The following is a 16,066-nucleotide window of genomic DNA, read 5'->3' as shown; positions in this document are numbered from 1 at the left end:
GTCAGCGGTCGCCCAGCCGCTTGAGCGCAGGGCGATAGCGCTCCCACCGCTCTTCGATGACGGCGCGCAAGTCTGCGCCGAGGGTCGCCTCGCCGCGGCGGGCAGCAGCAGAGAGCGGGAGGCCCGCGAGGGACGGTGCTGGTCTTGGCTGCTCCGCGATCGCCAGCAGAAGCGCGCTCAGCTCCAGCGGATGGGTCACCATCGCATCGTGACCGCTCTCCAGTTCGAAGTAGGGCCACCCGCGCCGCGCCGCGATCGCTTGGAGTCGGCTAGTCTGGACGGCGCGCGCGCCGCCGCGCGTGCAGGCGATCATCGAGCAGGGCACCGCCGCTGCGGCGGGATTGCCGAGCCGCACCGGGTCGGTCCACGCTTTCAGCGGCATCGGCGTCAGCCGCGGCGCGACCCAAGCCGCATCCGCTGCGTCGGTGATGCCGAGCGCTTCGAGCGGAGGCGGCGGCACCAGCCAGTCGCATCCTCGCGCGGCCATTCGCTGGCGAATGCTCATTCGCGTCGCCTCGTCGAAGAGGTCCCACGCCGATTGCCCCTCCTCGGGAATGCCGGCGTCGAGGTAGACGATATGCGCGAGCCGCTCGGGGACCCGATGGAGCAGCGCGGTGGCGAGAACGCAGCCGTAGCTGTGGCCGACGAGAATCACTTCGGAGAGATCTTCAAAGACGAGCAGCTGCGTCAGATCGAGCAGATGCGTTTCCAGCCCGGTGTCGCGCGTTGCGGCGTGGGCGCGGTCGCCTAGGCCGGTGAGGGTCGGCGTAAACACCTCGTGGCCAAGCGCGCGCAGCAGCGGCCGGACGCGCGCCCAGCACCAGCCGCCATGAAACGAGCCGTGCACGAGGACGAAGGTCGCCACTGTCTGGTTATAGCACAGCCGGCGCCGGCCGCTTGCGCTGCCGCACGCAAAAGGCGGGCAGGCCAACCAGTAGGCGAACGCGAACGATTTTCGCTACAGTTCCGCCGGGCCGCCGCACTGACGCGCCAGGAGGTTTCGTGCATTTCGAACTTGCTCACCTGATGAAGGACGCCGTGACGGCGTTCGGGCTGTTCGCGCATTTCATCATCTTTGCCATCGTCTTCGCCGAGAGCGGGCTGCTGTTCGGCTTCTTCTTGCCTGGCGACAGCTTGCTCTTCACCGCGGGGTTTCTCGCGAGCCAGGGCTACCTCAATCTGCCGCTCCTGCTTGTCGGCTGCTTTATCGCCGCTGTCGCCGGCGACCAAGTCGGCTACTGGTTCGGCCATCGCGTCGGCCGGCGCTTGTTCGACCGGGAAGAATCGTTCTTCTTCCACCGGAAGAACATCGAGCGGACCGAAGCGTTCTATCGGAAACACGGCGGGAAGACGATCGTCTTAGCGCGCTTTTTGCCGGCGATCCGCACGTTCGCCCCGATCGTCGCGGGCATCGGCTCAATGCGCTATCGCGATTTTGTCTTCTACAACATCTTCGGCGCGGTGCTGTGGGCGATCGGGGTGACGCTTGCCGGCTACTTCCTCGGCAGCGTTATTCCTGATGTCGATAAGTATCTCATCCCGATCATCTTGCTCATCATCTTCGTCTCGGCGCTGCCCACGCTCGTTCATCTCTGGCAGGACTACCGGCAGACGGCCGTTAACCTCCTCCGCCGCCGGATTTTCCGCCGAGCGGGTGCTGAAAACTGAGCAGCGTTCCCGACCGTCCTGCGGGAAGGTCGCAGTTGTCCTGCGCTGCAGGGAGGGCAACGCTGCGCCGCTGCCGGCCGAACTGAGGCAGCATTCCCGCGCCACTCGCGGTCGAGTTCGGTCAGCAGTTTCGACTAGGATCTGCGCGTGCGCCGTTCCATTCGTCGCCGCTCCTACCGCCCGCAGGCGCGGTTTCTGCGGGTGCGGCCCTGGTGGTGGACCCGCACTGTTCTCCTTGCGCTGATCGAGCTGCCGCTCCGGCTTGTCGCCGCGCTCTGGGCCGGCCGCGCGGTGGGGGAGTGGCTGGCAGAGGAGGGCGTCGTCTACGTTGACCTGCTCGAATCGCGCTTTCTCCTGCTGGCGGTGGTGGGCACCGCGGCCTTGGCGGCGATCGCCGCGCCGCTGCTGACAACCCGCCCGGTGCTGTGGGCGATCGAACTGCTGGGCCGCCTCGGCCCGTACCGCCTCGCCGGTGCGGCACTCGGCGCGATCCTCGGTCTCCTCACAGGCCTGCTCCTCGTGCACCCGCTGCCGCGCCTCGATGAGGGCGTGGGGGCCTGGGTCCCCTTCGCGATCACCGCTGGCTGCGGCCTCGCGGGGGCGCTCGCCTTCGCCGGGCGGCCGGGCGTAGTCCGGCGGCTGCTTGTTCGTCGCCTGTCGGCCGAGCGGATCGCGGCTCCTCGGGTCGAGCGCCTGCCGGCCGTCTCGCCCCTCGGGAATGGCCATGCGCCGGCGGAACTGAGCGCGCCGGCCCGCGAGCTGACGCGATGAGCGTTGTCGCGGTCATCGTCGGCGCTGGGAGCGGCCGCCGCTTTGGGGGCGATAAGGTGTTTGCCGAGCTTGCCGGCCGGCCGGTACTCGCCCACGCCGTCGCGGCGTTTGAGGAGTCGCCCGAGGTAGACGGGATTGTCCTCGTCCTGCGGGAGGAGAAGGTGGGGCGAGCGTGGGCGCTTGCCGCGGAGTACGGCTGGACGAAGCTGCGCGCCGTGACGGTCGGCGGAGCGCGCCGGCAAGACTCGGTGCTTGCCGGCGTGCGCGCTGCCCAAGCGGAGTGGGTGCTGATCCACGATGCCGCGCGGCCGCTGGTGACGCCCGAAGTCGTTGCCCGAGGTCTCGAGGCCGCTCGCGCCACCGGCGCCGCGATCGCTGCCCTGCCGGTGCGCGACACGCTCAAGCGCGTCGAGAACGACCAGATCATCGCCACTGTCGACCGCGCCCGCCTCTGGGCGGCTCAGACGCCCCAAATCTTCCGCTCTGCCCTCCTCGAGCGGGCGCTCGAGACAGAAAGCGACGTGACCGACGATGCGGCAGCGGTCGAGGCGCTTGGCGTGCCGGTGCGTGTCTTTCTCGGATCGGAGCGCAACTTCAAGGTGACGACAGCGGCTGACTTGGCGCTCGCGGAGGCGATCCTGCGGTGCGGGTAGGTCTCGGCGTCGACGCGCACCGCCTCGTTCCGGGGCGCCGGCTCGTCCTCGGCGGGGTCGAGATCGATTACGACCACGGCCTCGAAGGGCATTCCGACGGCGATGCCGCCCTGCACGCGGCGATCGATGCCCTGCTCGGGGCGGCAGGGCTTGGGGATATCGGGGAGCATTTTCCCTCCTCCGACCCCCGCTACCGCGGCATCTCGAGCCGGCTGCTGCTGCGCGAGGCAGCAGCGATGCTCGCAGCTGCCGGCTGGCGTGTCGTCAACCTCGACTTGGTCATCATCGCTGAGCAGCCGCGGCTCGCCCCCTACCGCCAAGCGATGCGCGCAGCGATCGCGGCTGACCTCGGCCTGCCGGTTGCGGCAGTGAGCGTCAAAGCGACGACGACCGACGGCCTCGGCTTCACCGGCCGGCGCGACGGGATTGCGGCGCAGGCGGTCGCCCTCGTCGAACGAAGGGTGTAAACGCGCGGGACGGTATGACGGAGCCGCTGCGCCAGCGCGCGGCGGCGGGACGCTCTTGTCGCTTCCGGCGCAGCCGGTCCGGCCGTCGCTCATCAAGGATGTGCCGCGTCGGGAATGGTCGCCGGGCGAGCTGAACCAGCCCGATCGGGTTCGCCAGCCGGCCGACCGGAGCGCCGCGCTCGCCGATGGAGGGGCTGCGAGCACGACGCTGCTGTTCTTCTTCGGTTCCTTGCCGCTGCTCTCCTGCCCGAGCCAGAACGATGCTCCGGAACGGTCTCGCTCCTTCCGGACGCAGTCGCAGCAATTGTCGGCCGAGCTCGGAGACGCAGGACCACCCGATCGGTTCGCTGTTCTTCCGGCGCCGCGGCGTCGAGGAGGTCGTCCTCTTCGACCGGTACGGCAGCAGCGCGGTCCGCTGCTGGCGTGATGGCGGCCGCGCTCGAATGCGGCTGCCGCGGCGTGGTCTAGCGCGAGAGAAAGTCGGTCACGATGCGGCAGAGCACATCCGGACGCTCCTGCATGATGAGCGGGCCGCTCTCAATCGCAACGCGCTCAGCAGCGCGGAAGAGCGGGGCGATCTCGGCTTGCCGCTCTGCGAACGGTCCTCGCGTCCCATACACTAGCAGCGTCGGCGCGGCGACCAGCGGGATGCGCGCCTTGACATCCAGTTCGGCGACCGCTAGATGGGCGAAGTGGGCGTGGACGGGCCCGGCGGCGGCGCTGTCGATGGTTGCGCGCTGCATCTGCTCAAGCGTTCCCCAGCCGCGGTAGGCGCCGGCAGCGTAGTTAGTCCAGATTGCTGTCAGATGGCTGCCGTCCGGCTGCAGGGGGGTGATCCGGGCGCTGCGGAGCCATGCCTCGCGGTCGTCGATCACCGGGCAGGCGCCGAGGATCAGCTTGGTCACCCGGCTCGGCGCGCGCGCCGCGAGTTCGAGGGCGAGCGCCGCACCCGTCAGAAAGCCGAACAGGGCGAAGCGGTCGACCCCAAGGGAGTCAAGCGCCTCAAGAAACGCCTGCGTGTAGCCGGCGAGCCCGGGCGGCGCGGCGGGCGGCGGCGAGCTGCCGAAACCCGGCGTGTCGAGCGCGAGAACGCGAAACCGCGCCGCGAGACACGGCGCAATCTCGCGCCAGACATCCGACGATCGGGTCGAGTGGTGAAGAAGGACAAGCGGCTCGCCTGTGCCTGCCTCGCGGAAGTGAAGTTGGCCGTGGGAGGTGGTGGTGTAGCCGCGGCGCATCGGTCCTCCTGCTGGCGGATCGTACTCGAGGCGGCGAACCGCCCGATCCTCGAGGCGAGGTCGAGGGACGCGGTGGTCCGCCGCTCAAAACGGGAGCGGGTCAAACACCGCGATCGCCGAGGCAAGGTCAGGCACCGGGATCAGGCGCATCCCGTCGACCTTAATCCGGTCGCGCTTGACGGCGGCGGGAATGAGGGCTTGGTTGAAGCCGAGCTTCGCCGCTTCGAGCAGCCGCCGCTCGAGCTGGCCGGTGGAACGCAGTTCGCCGCCGAGGCCGACTTCGCCGAGGTAGACCGTTTCATGGTCGAGCGGGAGGTCGCGATACGACGAGGCGATGGCAAGCGCGACGGCGAGGTCGGCCGCCGGTTCGCCGATCTTCAGTCCGCCGACGACGTTGACGAAGACATCCTGCGCGCTCAGGTTCAGCCCGACGCGCTTAGTGAGCACGGCGGTCAGCAGGTGCAGCCGGTTCGGGTCGATGCCGTTGGCGGTGCGGCGGGTGAGGCTGGAGGGGCTTGGGCTGGTAAGGGCTTGGATCTCGACAAGGATGGGGCGGGTGCCTTCCATCGTCACGGTCACCGCCGAACCGGTCGCGGCGGCGGAGCGCTCGGCGAGGAAGGCAGCAGAAGGGTTGTGCACCTCGACCAGGCCGTCGCCCCGCATCTCGAAGACCCCCACCTCGTAGGTGGAGCCGAACCGGTTTTTGGTGCTGCGGAGCAGCCGATAGCTTTGGAACCGCTCGCCCTCGAGGTAGAGCACGCAGTCGACGATGTGCTCAAGCACGCGCGGCCCCGCGATCGCGCCCTCTTTGGTGACGTGGCCGACAAGGAAGATGGGGACATGCCGCGCCTTCGCCCAGCGCTGCAGGCGGACAGCGCACTCGCGCACTTGGCTGACCGACCCTGCCGCCGATTCGAGGTCGTCGAGGTACATTGTCTGGATCGAATCGACAACGACCGCGCGGGGCTGCAGGCGCTCCATCGCCGCCATCGCGTTGTCGAGCGACGTTTCCGCGAGGAGATAGAGACCGGCGTCGTTGATGCCGAGGCGGTCGGCCCGCAGCTTGATCTGCTGCACCGACTCCTCGCCGGAGATATAGAGCACAGTCCCGATCGTTCGGACGAGCGCGCCGGAGATCTGAGCGAGCAGGGTGCTCTTGCCGACGCCCGGCTCCCCGCCGATCAGAATGAGCGACCCCGGCACGATGCCGCCGCCGAGCACCCGGTTGAATTCCTCGTAGGCGACGGTGATCCGCTCGACGCGGTCGGCGGTGATCGTCGGCAGCGATTGCGGCTCCGCTTTCGGCAGCGAGGCGGTGACAGCTCCCGGGGCGCTCCGCTCGACCTGCATCTCAACAAGGCTGTTCCACGTGCCGCATTCGGGGCAGCGCCCGAGCCATTTTGACTGCTCGCCGCCGCATTGCTGGCAGCAGAAGACAGTACGCGTGCGTGTCTTCGCCATCGATCGCCTCGCCGATAAGATAGAACAAATGTACCAGATCGCGCTGCCGATCGCCTACTGGGCGAGAGCCAGTTGGACGCCGTCGCTCTCGAAGGTGTAGCGTGCTGCGGAGGCTGCTCAGCCCTCAGCCGCGAGCTGTTCGCGGACGAGCGCAGCGATGCGCCGCAGCGTCTCGGGCGGCTGCGCGCCCGTGACGAGGTACTTGCCCGCGAAGACAAACGCGGGAACGCCGGAGATGCCGGCCGCGTGCGCTTCGGCGCTGTCGGCCTGCACGTCCTCGACAAAGCGGCCGGCAGCGAGGTCCGCCTGCAGCGCTGCAGCATCCAGCCCGCAGTCGGCCGCGAGCGCCGTCAGGACGGAAAGGTCGCCGATGTCGCGGCCCTCCTGCCAATAGGCAGCAAAGAGCGCGCGGCGGTAGCAGTCGCCCGCGCCGCGCGCTTCTGCCCATTTGGCGGCTTGGTGAGCGAGACGGCTGGATGCGGGGCGTTCCGGCTGGCGCATCTCGAGGCCAAAGACCGCGCGGGCGTACTGGCGCATCCGCTCGCTCTGGGCGGCGATGCGCTGGCGGTACTGCGCGACGACCTCCGGCGGCAGCGGCGGCGCTTCGGGCGGGCGCAGCTCGAACGCTTTCCACGTGACGACGATCGGCTCGGCGCGGGCCAAGGTGTCCAGACCGGACACCGCCATGAAGCACCACGGTCAGACGAAGTCGCTCCAGACGGTGACCGGCAGCGGCGCTCGGTGCATGCTGCCTCCTCGGGCGGCGGGATCACGCGGAGCGTAGCGCATTCCGCGGTAGTCCGCCTCTCTCCGCCGATGCGCTCAGGCAGGGATGAAGAGCGTCACGCCGCAGTAGGGACAGCGGACAATCCCCTTGCCGGCGACCTCGCGGACACCGCCGCAGTTCGGGCATTTCGTGCTGCCGACCTGGGCAGCATCTTTCGAGTAGAAGGTCTGCGTTGTCCAGTCGATATAACCGGCGAACAGGCCTTGGTTGACGAGGTCGTAGATCGCGTTCTGCACTTCGTCGCGCGTCATCTTCAGTTCGATCATCGCCGACCCGAGGGACACCTGCCCCTGCGCCGAGATCAGGCCAAGCAGCCGCTCCTTCTTCCGGATTTCGGCCAGTTCTTTCTCTTCGGCGCGGCCGCGGAAAAAGAGGAACGCGCCGATGCCGCTCAGCAGCAGAAGCGGCATGCCGCCGAACAGCCCGATCCCGAGCACCGCGCCCGCGAGCGTCAGCTGGTTGGTCAAAAGGCCGGAGCCGATGAACAGTGAGACGACCGCGCAGATCCCAACACCGACTGCGATCACAATGAGGCCGAGCACGCGTCCCATTCGCCCTCTTCCGATATGCCCCAGCCGGGGCAAAGATGCATGGCGCCACAGAGCGTAGCACTCTGCTGCGCGGGCGGGGCGGCGACGCTAGCGGAAGCCGCTCGACCCGCCGCCCCCGCCGCCTCCGCCGCCGCCCCCGCCGCCAGACCAGCCGCCGCCGCTTCCCGACGATCGCGGCACGCTCGTGAAGACCGACGAAGTAGAGTTCAGCATCGAGAAAAAGCCGGCGCTCATCGCGTTCAGTCCGCCCAGCGACCGCGCCGCGGCTTCATCGAGCGATGGCAGGCCTCCACGGTCGCCGCTGCTGCTCCCCGTGCCTCTCCAGTCGCCGCTCGTACGGCTAGAGCGGCCCCATCCGCCCGTCTCGTACACCCGCTCTGGGAGGTACCAGACCGGCGCCGGCGTGTCGACCCGGGCGAATCGATCCACCCAGCTCCGCTCCACCCCGAAAGCAATCGCGTAGGGGAGATAGCGCTCGAACTGGTCCTTCGCTTCAGCAACATTCGTGTAGCGGTCGATGTGCTCCAGATAGCGCCGGAACGCGCGCCACTTGGCGGCAGCCTGGGCGCCCTTCTCGGTGCGTCGCGGCATCGCCGGGCTGAACAGGATCAGCAGCAGGCCCGTCAGCATGACGGGGACGCTCGGGAACCCGATAACGCGCGCCACGAGCGCCGACGAGGAGGACGTCGCCAGCACGAACGCGGCGAGTCCTGCTAGCAGCACCGCGCCGCCGAGCGCCGCGTAGATCGCTCGGGTAGTGGAAGGGCTGCGCGGAAAGAGGCCCGCCTCCACGACGGCACGCATTAATGCCCGCTGGAGCGAGGGGATCTGCAGGTAGAACTTATTCCGCAGTTCGCTGAGATCCGTCTGCGTCTTTGAGCCGAAGACGGCTTCCAGCAACAGCCGCTCATGCGGCTGCAGTTCAGCTGGATCGCCCTCACGCCGGACGAAGCGGAATCGATCCGCGCCGCGCTCATCGCGCTCGATGATCTGAAGATAGCCGCGCCGGGCGAGGTCGACGAGCGTCGCGATGATGTCCTGCAGATCGGCGCGCTCATCGAGGAGCACCCCGGCGACGCCGGGACGAAGATCATCCGGGGGGCTGGCGAGAAATTCAGCGACAAGCCCCGGACGCGCATCGCGGCCGCGCAGGTACCACAGCGTTACGACGCCGGCGGGGCCGGCGATCCCGATCACAACGGCAAAGAACAGCCCAAACAGGGTGTAGAACGGCTCGCGATCGCGCTCGACCTGCCACGGCGCCCGGCTTGCGTTGACCAGTCCAGACGGAAACTGCGCGCGCAGCTCCCACTCCACGCCCGGCCCGAACGGCCCGCCAGTGAATTCGACAGTCCGCCCATCTCTCACCTGGGCTCCGCCCGTCTCGCGGGCGTTCGTATAGGTCGTCGCGCGGATTTGGTCGGGGCGGACCTCGCTCGGAAGCGTCAGCCGGACGCGCGACGCTTGGATCGTGTACTGCCGGTCGCTCTCAATGAACTTCCAGTAGAACTGGTCGCCTTCTGGGTAGAGATAGAGCGAGCCGCGCACGGTGTAGCGCACAGTCCAAGTGCGCGTCGCATTCGTCGTCGGCGAGAAGTACCACTCGATGCGCGTCTCCCCGCCCTCTGCGGTGACGCGGTAGGTGTTCGGTGTCCCGGACCCGAGGGTCTGTCGGTAGGCGGTCTCGCCTTCACTGATTGCGACGTCGGTGATGCCGGTGGTTTGCCGCATGGAGATGTTGCGGAAAGCCTGCTGAAACGGCCCGCCGCTGAACTGGACGACCCAGGTCTCGACGAACTGCACATCGCCGTTCGGAAGGATCGTCACCTCGGCGTCGCGGCGGGGCATGGTCACGGAGCGCGCCTGCGCTTCCGCGACACCGTGGAGAAAGGCAACTCCGGCGAGGAGCGCGAGTAGGAGAGCGGGCAGGGTCTTCATGCTGTGGCCCCTCCGAGCCGCGCGAGTGGCACGGGAGAAGATCGTGGCTCACCATCTTTCGACGGTCGCGGCCGCAGCGCCGTTCCATGCGCCCGCTGCCGAAGCAGAAGGCGCCTGCTCGCGCTCTCCGCGCTCGGGCGCGAGCCCTGAACTGCTCGGCACGGGCGGGATGGCCGTCGTCGGCTGGAACAGAATTCCACTGACCGGATGCCTCTCTACCGGAACAGGATGCCCAGGCCCGGGCGTCAATTCCCATTGTACGGGGAGAGCGCAGAGAGCGGCGCCGCGCTCGTGGAAAATACGTCGAAAAGCGGAGAGAATCGGGCACCGATCGCTAGCGCAGCTGCCCCAAGCGGGCTATACTCACTCTGCGCCGGTGCACGAAAAGAGGGGCCTGCCTGGGCAGTGAAGCGGCGACGCCAACCGGAAAGGAGGTGAGCGGGATGACGGTGAAGATTTGGCGCGACCACGCCTCCCACCCGTACGCGGTCGTTGCAAACGGCCGGCTGATCAAGGTTGGGAAGGAAGCGCGTCGTCAGTCCGTTGAGCGCTTGATGCGGCGGCTGCACTTCGCGTCGGGCGTCAGCGCTGGGCGGAAAGCCAGCGTCAGCGCGTCAACGAGCGACGACCCTGCGAGTAGACGGATGGCAGTTCTTCCTCCGGCAACCCGCTCACCTCTGCTGAGCGGGTTGTTTGTTTAGGAGCGGAGCAATGGCGCCGCGCGATGTCCTCGCCTACGTCGGGGTTGCCGGTCAGCTGATAGCGGGGCACGGCTTTGCCGCTGGCGATCGTCACTACGAGGTCGTCGTCGAGGTCGCGGGCCCCTCGCCAGAAGGCGAGGGCACGGCGCTCCTCGGGACGATCACGCTTATCTTCACGCATTGCGTCGAGGTCAGCTACGCTGCTCGGCCGGAAGCGCTCCGCGAGGACGAGGCAGGCGTGATTGGGGCTATCGCGGAAGGCAGCGTTGCTCTTGTCGAGCCGTCAGAAGCGGCGCGGCGGTGGACAGCAGCTCTCGGCCGGCCGATGCACGAGGCGATCCTCGCGACCGCTGCCTATACGCTCCGGCTCGTCTTTGCTGATATCGAAGTGGCTTCCGCCCCTGCGCAGAGCGACTGGGTCGGCGGCGCCCAGCCGTAGCGCGGGCCTACCCCGGCGGGCGAGCGCCCGCTCGGCGCGCGCTGAGCGCAGCGAGCAGCCCCACGCTCAGAACGACGCTTGTCATCACCGACGCTTCCGCACCGAAGGCGCCGCCGGCGAGCCACTCGGGGCCCGCCACCTTAACCGGGAACGGAGCGACCGCAGGGGGAGCGCCGCTGACAGCGATCCCGAAGATGTTGCCTTGGGTCCAGTTCCATGCCGCGTGCCAGCCCATGACGGGCCAGATATCTCCTGATCGCAGTGCCCACACCCCGAGAAAGAGGGAGACAAGGATCAGGTTCAGGACGGCGATGGGCGTGAGGCCGGGGTTGATCCCATGGAGCACGGTGAAAACGAGGGTCTGGATCAGCATTCCTCCGCTCAGCCCGAAGCGAACGCTCGCGACGGGCAGCAACCAGCCGCGCACGAGCGCTTCTTCTGCCGACCCCTGCACGCTGTAGGCAGCTGCGGCGGCGAGGAGAGAAGCGACCATTGCGCTCTCCAGCTGGATGGTGTCGATGGCGGCAGCGCCGACGGCTGCCATCAGCCCGACAACAGCCGCGAACATTCCGGCCCCGACAGCGGCGCCGCCAAGATAGCGCCGTATCGGCTGGTCGGTTTCCAGCCCGATGGAGCGGAACGGGCGCCGCTCAGCGAGCGGCACCCAGATCGCGAGCCCGACCCAGATCCCGGCAAAGACGCCGATGGTGACGAGCGCCGCCTGCACGTCCGGCGGGGCGGGAATGCGGCCGAGAGCAAAGCCGAGGGGGGCGGTGAGGAAGCTTCCTCCCAAGGCGACGGCAAGCCCCGTGATGAGCAAAAGCGCTGCCAGCAGTCGGTGACGAGGGAGCGCGCCGCCGCGCGCGCCCGCAAGGAGACGGCTCTCGGCCAACGCGGTCATGCTGCCGGCGCCGTCAATACCACATCGCCCGGACAACCCGACGATGAGTATAGTCTTGGCGAATCGGGTCCCAGGTGCCCTCGCAGGTGATCAGCGTTAGAAGCGGAATATCCTTCGCGCCCATGATTTCGGCGACCGGGGCGTCATCAGCGCGGTACAGGTGGGTGGTATCGACGGTGTAGAGAAACTGCTGCCCATCAGCGGCGAAAATCTGGATAATGTCGCCGGGAAGCAGCTCTTTCAGCCGGTAGAAGGCGCCGGGCCGGCCTTGCCAATCGACGTGGCCGGTGAGGACGGCGTTTCCGCGCATCCCGGGCTTTGCGCCGTCCTTGTACCAGACGACGCCGAGCGCATCACTCGGCGCGGCGAGTTCACGGTTCGGGGTCAGCGAACTCGGCTGGATCGGCAGGTCCAACCCGATCGCCTGAATCCGAAGATGAACAGGGTTGGCGGCAGCGGTCGCCACCTTCACCGGCGGCAGCCCGACAGGATTGCGCGTCGCCGGCACCGGTGCCATCGTCGGAATAACGAAGTGAGGGCGCAGCGGATTGGGCGACGGGGCCGGGCGGAGTATCTGGTCGAGCCCGGGGATCGGAGTGGGCTCATCCCACTCCGGTGCCGGGCGCGCGCAGGCCGCGCTCACCGCGAAGAGCGCCGCTACGGCAAGCAAGATCGGGAACGGCTGGCCGCCGGACGGGATCACCTCGCTCCAGCGTCGCAATGATGAGCCGATGGTACCATTGGCGCCGCGCTCAGTCAACCTGCTTGCTTCCGCGTCCTCGCCAGCGGCTGTGTTAGACTTCGGGGAAGGACGTCGCATCCACCCCCTCGCCCGACGGGAAAATGATCGCAGTCGTCAATTATGGAGCCGGCAACCTGCGCAGCGTTGCCAAGGCGCTCGAGAAAGTCGGGGCGCCGATCGTTGTCACCAGCGACCCCAGCGAGGTTGAGCGGGCCGACGCAGTCATTCTGCCGGGCGTCGGCGCTGCGGCCGACACGATGAGCGGCCTGCGCGAGGCGGGGCTGGTGGCCCCCCTGCGGGCGGCGGTAAAGGCGGGCAAACCGTTCTTCGGCGTGTGTATTGGGCTGCAGGTGCTGCTGACGGTCAGCGATGAAAATGGCGGCGCAGCCTGTCTCGACATTGTTCCCGGCCGCGTCCGGCGTCTCCCTGCCGGCCTCAAGGTGCCGCACATGGGCTGGAACGAGGTGGTCCTGAAGGCGCGCCATCCTCTCTTCGACGGCATCCCGAACGGCAGCTATTTTTACTTCGTCCACAGCTACTATGCCGATCCCGACGACCCGGCCGTCGTTCTCGGCGAGACCGAGTACGGCATCCGCTTCCCCGCTGTTCTCGCAGCGGAAAATCTCGTGGCGACCCAGTTCCATCCCGAAAAGAGCGGGCCGCTCGGCCTTCGCCTCTACGAGAACTTCTGCCGGCTGGCAGGGCAGCGATGACGTTCGAGGTTATCCCGGCAGTCGATCTCCGCGGCGGGCGGGTTGTCCGCCTCGTGCAAGGCGACTACGCGCGCGAACTTGTCTTCGCTGACGACCCTGTCGCGGTGGCGGAGCAGTGGGTCGCTGCTGGCGCTCGCCGGCTCCATCTTGTCGACCTCGACGGCGCTGCTGCCGGGTATCCCGCGAACGTGACGGCGGTCCGCGCGATCCGGCAGGCGGTCGATATCCCGCTCCAGCTTGGCGGCGGCCTCCGGACGCTCTCTCTCCTTGATCAGGTCTTTGCGGCGGGGATCGACCGGGCGATCGTCGGCACCGCTGCCATCGAGGACCCGGCGTTTCTGCAGGAGGCTGCAGCGCGTTTCGGCCCGCGGCTCGCCCTCAGTATCGATGCGCGTGACGGCGTGGTGGCAGTGCGCGGCTGGCGCGAGACGAGCGGCCGGACGGTCGAGGATCTTGCGCGGGCAGCGCGCGATGCCGGCATCGGCTGGCTGATCGTTACTGATATCGTCCACGACGGCACAGGCGGCGGGACGAACCTCGCAACCCTCACGGCGGCGGCGCGGGCATCCGGCCTTCCGGTCATCGCTGCGGGCGGCATCGCCACCCTCGAGCACCTGCGGGCGGTCCGCGATGCCGGAGCGGCCGGCGCGATTGTCGGCCGCGCCCTCTACGATGGAACGCTCGACCTGCGAGCGGCGTTGGCGCTCCAATGCTGACAGTCCGCGTCATCCCCTGCCTCGATGTCGACGCCGGCCGCGTCACCAAAGGCGTCAAGTTCGCCGGCAACCGCGACGCCGGCGATCCGGTGGAACTGGCGCGCTTCTACAACGACGAGGGGGCGGATGAGCTCGTCTTCTACGATATCACTGCCTCCGCCGAGGATCGCGGCATCATGGTGAGCGTCGTTGAGCGCACTGCCGACCAAGTGTTTATTCCGCTCACTGTCGGCGGCGGCCTGCGGACGACCGACGACATGCGCCGGATGCTGCTCGCGGGAGCAGATAAGGTCTCGCTCAATTCGAGCGCGGTCGCTGACCCGACCCTGCTCTCGCGCGGGGCCGATCGCTTCGGCTCACAATGCATTGTCCTCTCGATCGATGCTTGGTGGAACGGCGACTTCTACGAGGTGACGACGCACGGGAACCGCCGGCGCACCGGCATGGATGCGGTCGAATGGGCGCGGCGCGGGGTTGCGCTTGGCGCCGGCGAGATTGTGCTGAACAGCGTCGATGCGGATGGCGCAAAGAACGGCTACGAACTGCGCATCACCCGCTGGATCTCAGAGGTGGTCAGCGTGCCGGTGGTGGCGAGCGGCGGCGCCGGGACCCTCGAGCACTTCCGGCAAGCGGTGGTCGAGGGGAAAGCGGATGCGGTGCTGGCGGCGAGTGTCTTCCACTTCGGCCAGCTGCGGATCGGTGAGGTGAAGCGGTATCTCGCCGCCCATGGCATTCCGGTTCGGCTGCCATGATTGCGCTCGAGCTGGCGCTCGACCTTGCGGCCGACCTTGCGGTGACCCTCACGGTGCCCGCGCGCGACGGCGTGGCGATGGTTGCCGCGAGAACAGTTGAGATCGCGCTCGACCTCGCTGACCAGCTGCGCGCCGGGCATGTTGGGCGCGCGCGCGAGTCGCTGATCGGCCTCGAAAACCGGGTCGCCCTCCTGCGCCGGCTCGCGGTGATCAGCGAGGGAGACGCCGCGCGGCTGTTCGCGCGCTGCGCCGAGATCGGGCGGCTGGTCGGCGGCCGCCAAGCGTTCTCGCCGCTCCCCGTCGACCACCAGACCGACTGCAGCCCTGCCCTGATTGACGAGGATGACGAATGACTGCGCTTCGGTTCGACGGTGATGGCCTTATTCCGGCGGTGGTGCAGCACGCCGGCACGGGCGCCGTGCTGATGGTCGGCTGGATGAACGCCGAAGCGCTGCGCCGTACTCGGGAGAGCGGCGTCGTGTGGTTCTGGAGCCGGAGCCGGGGAGCGCTCTGGCAGAAGGGAGAGACAAGCGGCAACGTCCTGCGCGTTGTCGAGATCCGCCGCGACTGCGACGATGACGTCCTGCTCGTCCTTGCCGACCCGGCCGGCCCGACGTGCCATACCAACGAGCCGAGCTGTTTCTATCGTGCGCTCGACAGCGAGACGACGCTTCCGCCGGCCGCGCCCGGCGCACTCTTTGCCGACCTGTTTGCGGTGATCGAGGAACGTCGCCGCGAGCGGCCAGCCGGCAGTTACACCGCCGCGCTCTTCGATCGCGGCATCGACACGATCGCCAAAAAAGTCGGCGAAGAAGCCTCTGAGGTGATCATCGCTGCCAAGAATGGCGACCCCGGCCCGCTCGCGGGTGAAGTTGCCGACTTGTGGTATCACACGCTTGTCCTGCTCGCTGCCTGCGGCCTCACCCCCGACGCTGTGCTCGCCGTTCTCCGCGAGCGCCGCAGCGCGCCCCGCCGTTCGGCTGAGTGAACTGCACCCGGCTCACGCGGTTGTGGCCGAGCGGGAGGCAAGCCCGAGCGCGAGCAGCGCCGCGCCGATCGGCCAATGGCCGGCGACGGCAGCGCCGAAGGGCAGTCCGGCGAGGGCGGCGATCGCCGCAAGCAGCCCCGCGGCCGGCGCCGCAGCGATCAGCAGCGTCGCCGCGCGCCTTTCCGCGCCGCTCCCGCTCCGGCGAGCGAGCCCGACCAACAGGCCGCCCAAGTAGAGGGCGAGCATGCCAGCAGCGTCGGCGGTTCCGACAACGGTTTGCAGCCCGGGGCTGGCAGCTTCGGTCGGCAGCATCCAGAACGGAACCGTCGCCGCTGCCAGCACGATCGTCAGCCCCGCCACTGCAATCAGTGCCCCGCCGACCGCGAGCAGGCGCTGCTCACGGCGGGCGTAGAGAACGAGCGCGGCGAGCAGCAGGAGAACGATCATCGCGAGCGCGATGCGGCTGGCTGGGGCCGGCAGGCCGAGCATGCCGAGGAACGGCCAGATCATCCAGAGGAGGGCGCCGACGATAAGTCCGAGGCTGGCCGCGTTGCTGCTCACGCTCTCCTCCTCTGCAGCG

20 protein-coding genes are annotated in these 16,066 nt (G+C 68.4%); 11 read left to right on the top strand and 9 right to left on the bottom strand.

The annotated features are described in order from the left end of the window. Nucleotide 1 precedes the first annotated feature (1 nt). Nucleotides 2-865, bottom strand: a complete 864-nt coding sequence (locus tag NZ773_13685; protein ID MCS6802976.1) for an alpha/beta fold hydrolase — start codon at nucleotides 863-865, stop codon at nucleotides 2-4. A gap of 137 nt (nucleotides 866-1,002) precedes the next feature. On the opposite strand from NZ773_13685, the gene NZ773_13680 reads away from it, so the two are divergent. From NZ773_13680 to ispF, 4 genes are all read left to right on the top strand, one after another. Next, nucleotides 1,003-1,668: a VTT domain-containing protein gene (locus NZ773_13680; GenBank protein ID MCS6802975.1), complete on the top strand. Its 666-nt coding sequence runs from the start codon at nucleotides 1,003-1,005 to the stop codon at nucleotides 1,666-1,668. A gap of 147 nt (nucleotides 1,669-1,815) precedes the next feature. Continuing rightward, the gene (locus NZ773_13675) at nucleotides 1,816-2,439 is read left to right on the top strand and encodes a hypothetical protein (GenBank protein ID MCS6802974.1); all 624 of its coding nucleotides are present in this window, start codon (nucleotides 1,816-1,818) and stop codon (nucleotides 2,437-2,439) included. Beyond that, nucleotides 2,436-3,092, top strand: coding sequence for a 2-C-methyl-D-erythritol 4-phosphate cytidylyltransferase (gene ispD / locus NZ773_13670; protein MCS6802973.1), 657 nt, complete (start codon nucleotides 2,436-2,438; stop codon nucleotides 3,090-3,092). The genes NZ773_13675 and ispD overlap by 4 nt, the downstream gene beginning before the upstream one ends. Further along, entirely contained in the window at nucleotides 3,083-3,559 is a 477-nt protein-coding gene (gene ispF / locus NZ773_13665; GenBank protein MCS6802972.1) for a 2-C-methyl-D-erythritol 2,4-cyclodiphosphate synthase, read from the top strand. The genes ispD and ispF overlap by 10 nt, the downstream gene beginning before the upstream one ends. Nucleotides 3,560-4,023: 464 nt before the next feature. On the opposite strand, the gene NZ773_13660 is transcribed toward ispF, so the two are convergent. The 5 genes from NZ773_13660 to NZ773_13640 all read right to left on the bottom strand — a co-directional run bounded on the left by NZ773_13660 (nucleotide 4,024) and on the right by NZ773_13640 (nucleotide 9,534). Beyond that, entirely contained in the window at nucleotides 4,024-4,797 is a 774-nt protein-coding gene (locus NZ773_13660) for an alpha/beta hydrolase (GenBank protein ID MCS6802971.1), read from the bottom strand. Nucleotides 4,798-4,881: 84 nt separating this feature from the next. Next, the gene (radA, locus tag NZ773_13655) at nucleotides 4,882-6,258 is read right to left on the bottom strand and encodes a DNA repair protein RadA (protein ID MCS6802970.1); all 1,377 of its coding nucleotides are present in this window, start codon (nucleotides 6,256-6,258) and stop codon (nucleotides 4,882-4,884) included. Nucleotides 6,259-6,375: 117 nt separating this feature from the next. Further along, nucleotides 6,376-6,945, bottom strand: a complete 570-nt coding sequence (locus tag NZ773_13650) for a DsbA family protein (protein ID MCS6802969.1) — start codon at nucleotides 6,943-6,945, stop codon at nucleotides 6,376-6,378. 135 nt (nucleotides 6,946-7,080) lie between these two features. Continuing rightward, nucleotides 7,081-7,596 (bottom strand): hypothetical protein, encoded by a 516-nt coding sequence (locus tag NZ773_13645; protein MCS6802968.1) that lies wholly within the window; start codon nucleotides 7,594-7,596, stop codon nucleotides 7,081-7,083. Nucleotides 7,597-7,683: 87 nt separating this feature from the next. Further along, on the bottom strand, nucleotides 7,684-9,534 hold the full coding sequence (locus tag NZ773_13640) for a DUF2207 domain-containing protein (GenBank protein ID MCS6802967.1): 1,851 nt from the start codon (nucleotides 9,532-9,534) through the stop codon (nucleotides 7,684-7,686). Nucleotides 9,535-9,977: 443 nt separating this feature from the next. On the opposite strand from NZ773_13640, the gene NZ773_13635 reads away from it, so the two are divergent. Both NZ773_13635 and NZ773_13630 read left to right on the top strand, forming a co-directional pair. Beyond that, nucleotides 9,978-10,235 carry a hypothetical protein gene (locus NZ773_13635; protein MCS6802966.1) on the top strand — a complete coding sequence of 86 codons (258 nt, stop codon included), beginning with the start codon at nucleotides 9,978-9,980 and terminating at the stop codon, nucleotides 10,233-10,235. A 10-nt stretch (nucleotides 10,236-10,245) separates the two neighbouring features. Continuing rightward, nucleotides 10,246-10,674 (top strand): hypothetical protein, encoded by a 429-nt coding sequence (locus tag NZ773_13630; protein ID MCS6802965.1) that lies wholly within the window; start codon nucleotides 10,246-10,248, stop codon nucleotides 10,672-10,674. A 7-nt stretch (nucleotides 10,675-10,681) separates the two neighbouring features. Here the strand turns inward: NZ773_13630 and NZ773_13625 are convergent, their stop codons facing one another. Both NZ773_13625 and NZ773_13620 read right to left on the bottom strand, forming a co-directional pair. Further along, nucleotides 10,682-11,575 (bottom strand): CPBP family intramembrane metalloprotease, encoded by an 894-nt coding sequence (locus NZ773_13625; GenBank protein ID MCS6802964.1) that lies wholly within the window; start codon nucleotides 11,573-11,575, stop codon nucleotides 10,682-10,684. Nucleotides 11,576-11,588: 13 nt separating this feature from the next. Beyond that, nucleotides 11,589-12,296 (bottom strand): class F sortase, encoded by a 708-nt coding sequence (locus NZ773_13620; protein MCS6802963.1) that lies wholly within the window; start codon nucleotides 12,294-12,296, stop codon nucleotides 11,589-11,591. Nucleotides 12,297-12,418: 122 nt separating this feature from the next. Here NZ773_13620 and hisH point away from each other — a divergent pair, with 122 nt between their 5' ends. Genes hisH through hisIE form a run of 5 tightly spaced genes read left to right on the top strand, consistent with a single transcriptional unit; the run spans nucleotide 12,419 to nucleotide 15,486 of the window. Then, on the top strand, nucleotides 12,419-13,030 hold the full coding sequence (hisH, locus tag NZ773_13615) for an imidazole glycerol phosphate synthase subunit HisH (protein MCS6802962.1): 612 nt from the start codon (nucleotides 12,419-12,421) through the stop codon (nucleotides 13,028-13,030). Beyond that, nucleotides 13,027-13,746, top strand: a complete 720-nt coding sequence (gene hisA / locus NZ773_13610) for a 1-(5-phosphoribosyl)-5-[(5-phosphoribosylamino)methylideneamino]imidazole-4-carboxamide isomerase (protein ID MCS6802961.1) — start codon at nucleotides 13,027-13,029, stop codon at nucleotides 13,744-13,746. Before hisH ends, hisA begins: the two co-directional genes overlap by 4 nt. Beyond that, nucleotides 13,740-14,498 (top strand): imidazole glycerol phosphate synthase subunit HisF, encoded by a 759-nt coding sequence (hisF, locus tag NZ773_13605; GenBank protein MCS6802960.1) that lies wholly within the window; start codon nucleotides 13,740-13,742, stop codon nucleotides 14,496-14,498. Before hisA ends, hisF begins: the two co-directional genes overlap by 7 nt. Beyond that, nucleotides 14,495-14,851, top strand: coding sequence for a hypothetical protein (locus NZ773_13600; protein ID MCS6802959.1), 357 nt, complete (start codon nucleotides 14,495-14,497; stop codon nucleotides 14,849-14,851). The genes hisF and NZ773_13600 overlap by 4 nt, the downstream gene beginning before the upstream one ends. Continuing rightward, complete coding sequence (gene hisIE, locus NZ773_13595; protein MCS6802958.1) at nucleotides 14,848-15,486, top strand: bifunctional phosphoribosyl-AMP cyclohydrolase/phosphoribosyl-ATP diphosphatase HisIE; 639 nt, start codon at nucleotides 14,848-14,850, stop codon at nucleotides 15,484-15,486. The genes NZ773_13600 and hisIE overlap by 4 nt, the downstream gene beginning before the upstream one ends. A 12-nt stretch (nucleotides 15,487-15,498) precedes the next feature. On the opposite strand, the gene NZ773_13590 is transcribed toward hisIE, so the two are convergent. Further along, the gene (locus NZ773_13590; protein MCS6802957.1) at nucleotides 15,499-16,047 is read right to left on the bottom strand and encodes a hypothetical protein; all 549 of its coding nucleotides are present in this window, start codon (nucleotides 16,045-16,047) and stop codon (nucleotides 15,499-15,501) included. Between the last annotated feature and the right edge of the window lie 19 nt (nucleotides 16,048-16,066).

The sequence above is a fragment of the Dehalococcoidia bacterium genome, from assembly GCA_025054935.1.
Taxonomy (GTDB): Bacteria; Chloroflexota; Dehalococcoidia; order SpSt-223; family SpSt-223; genus JANWZD01.
This window is presented reverse-complemented; position numbering and strand designations above follow the sequence as displayed.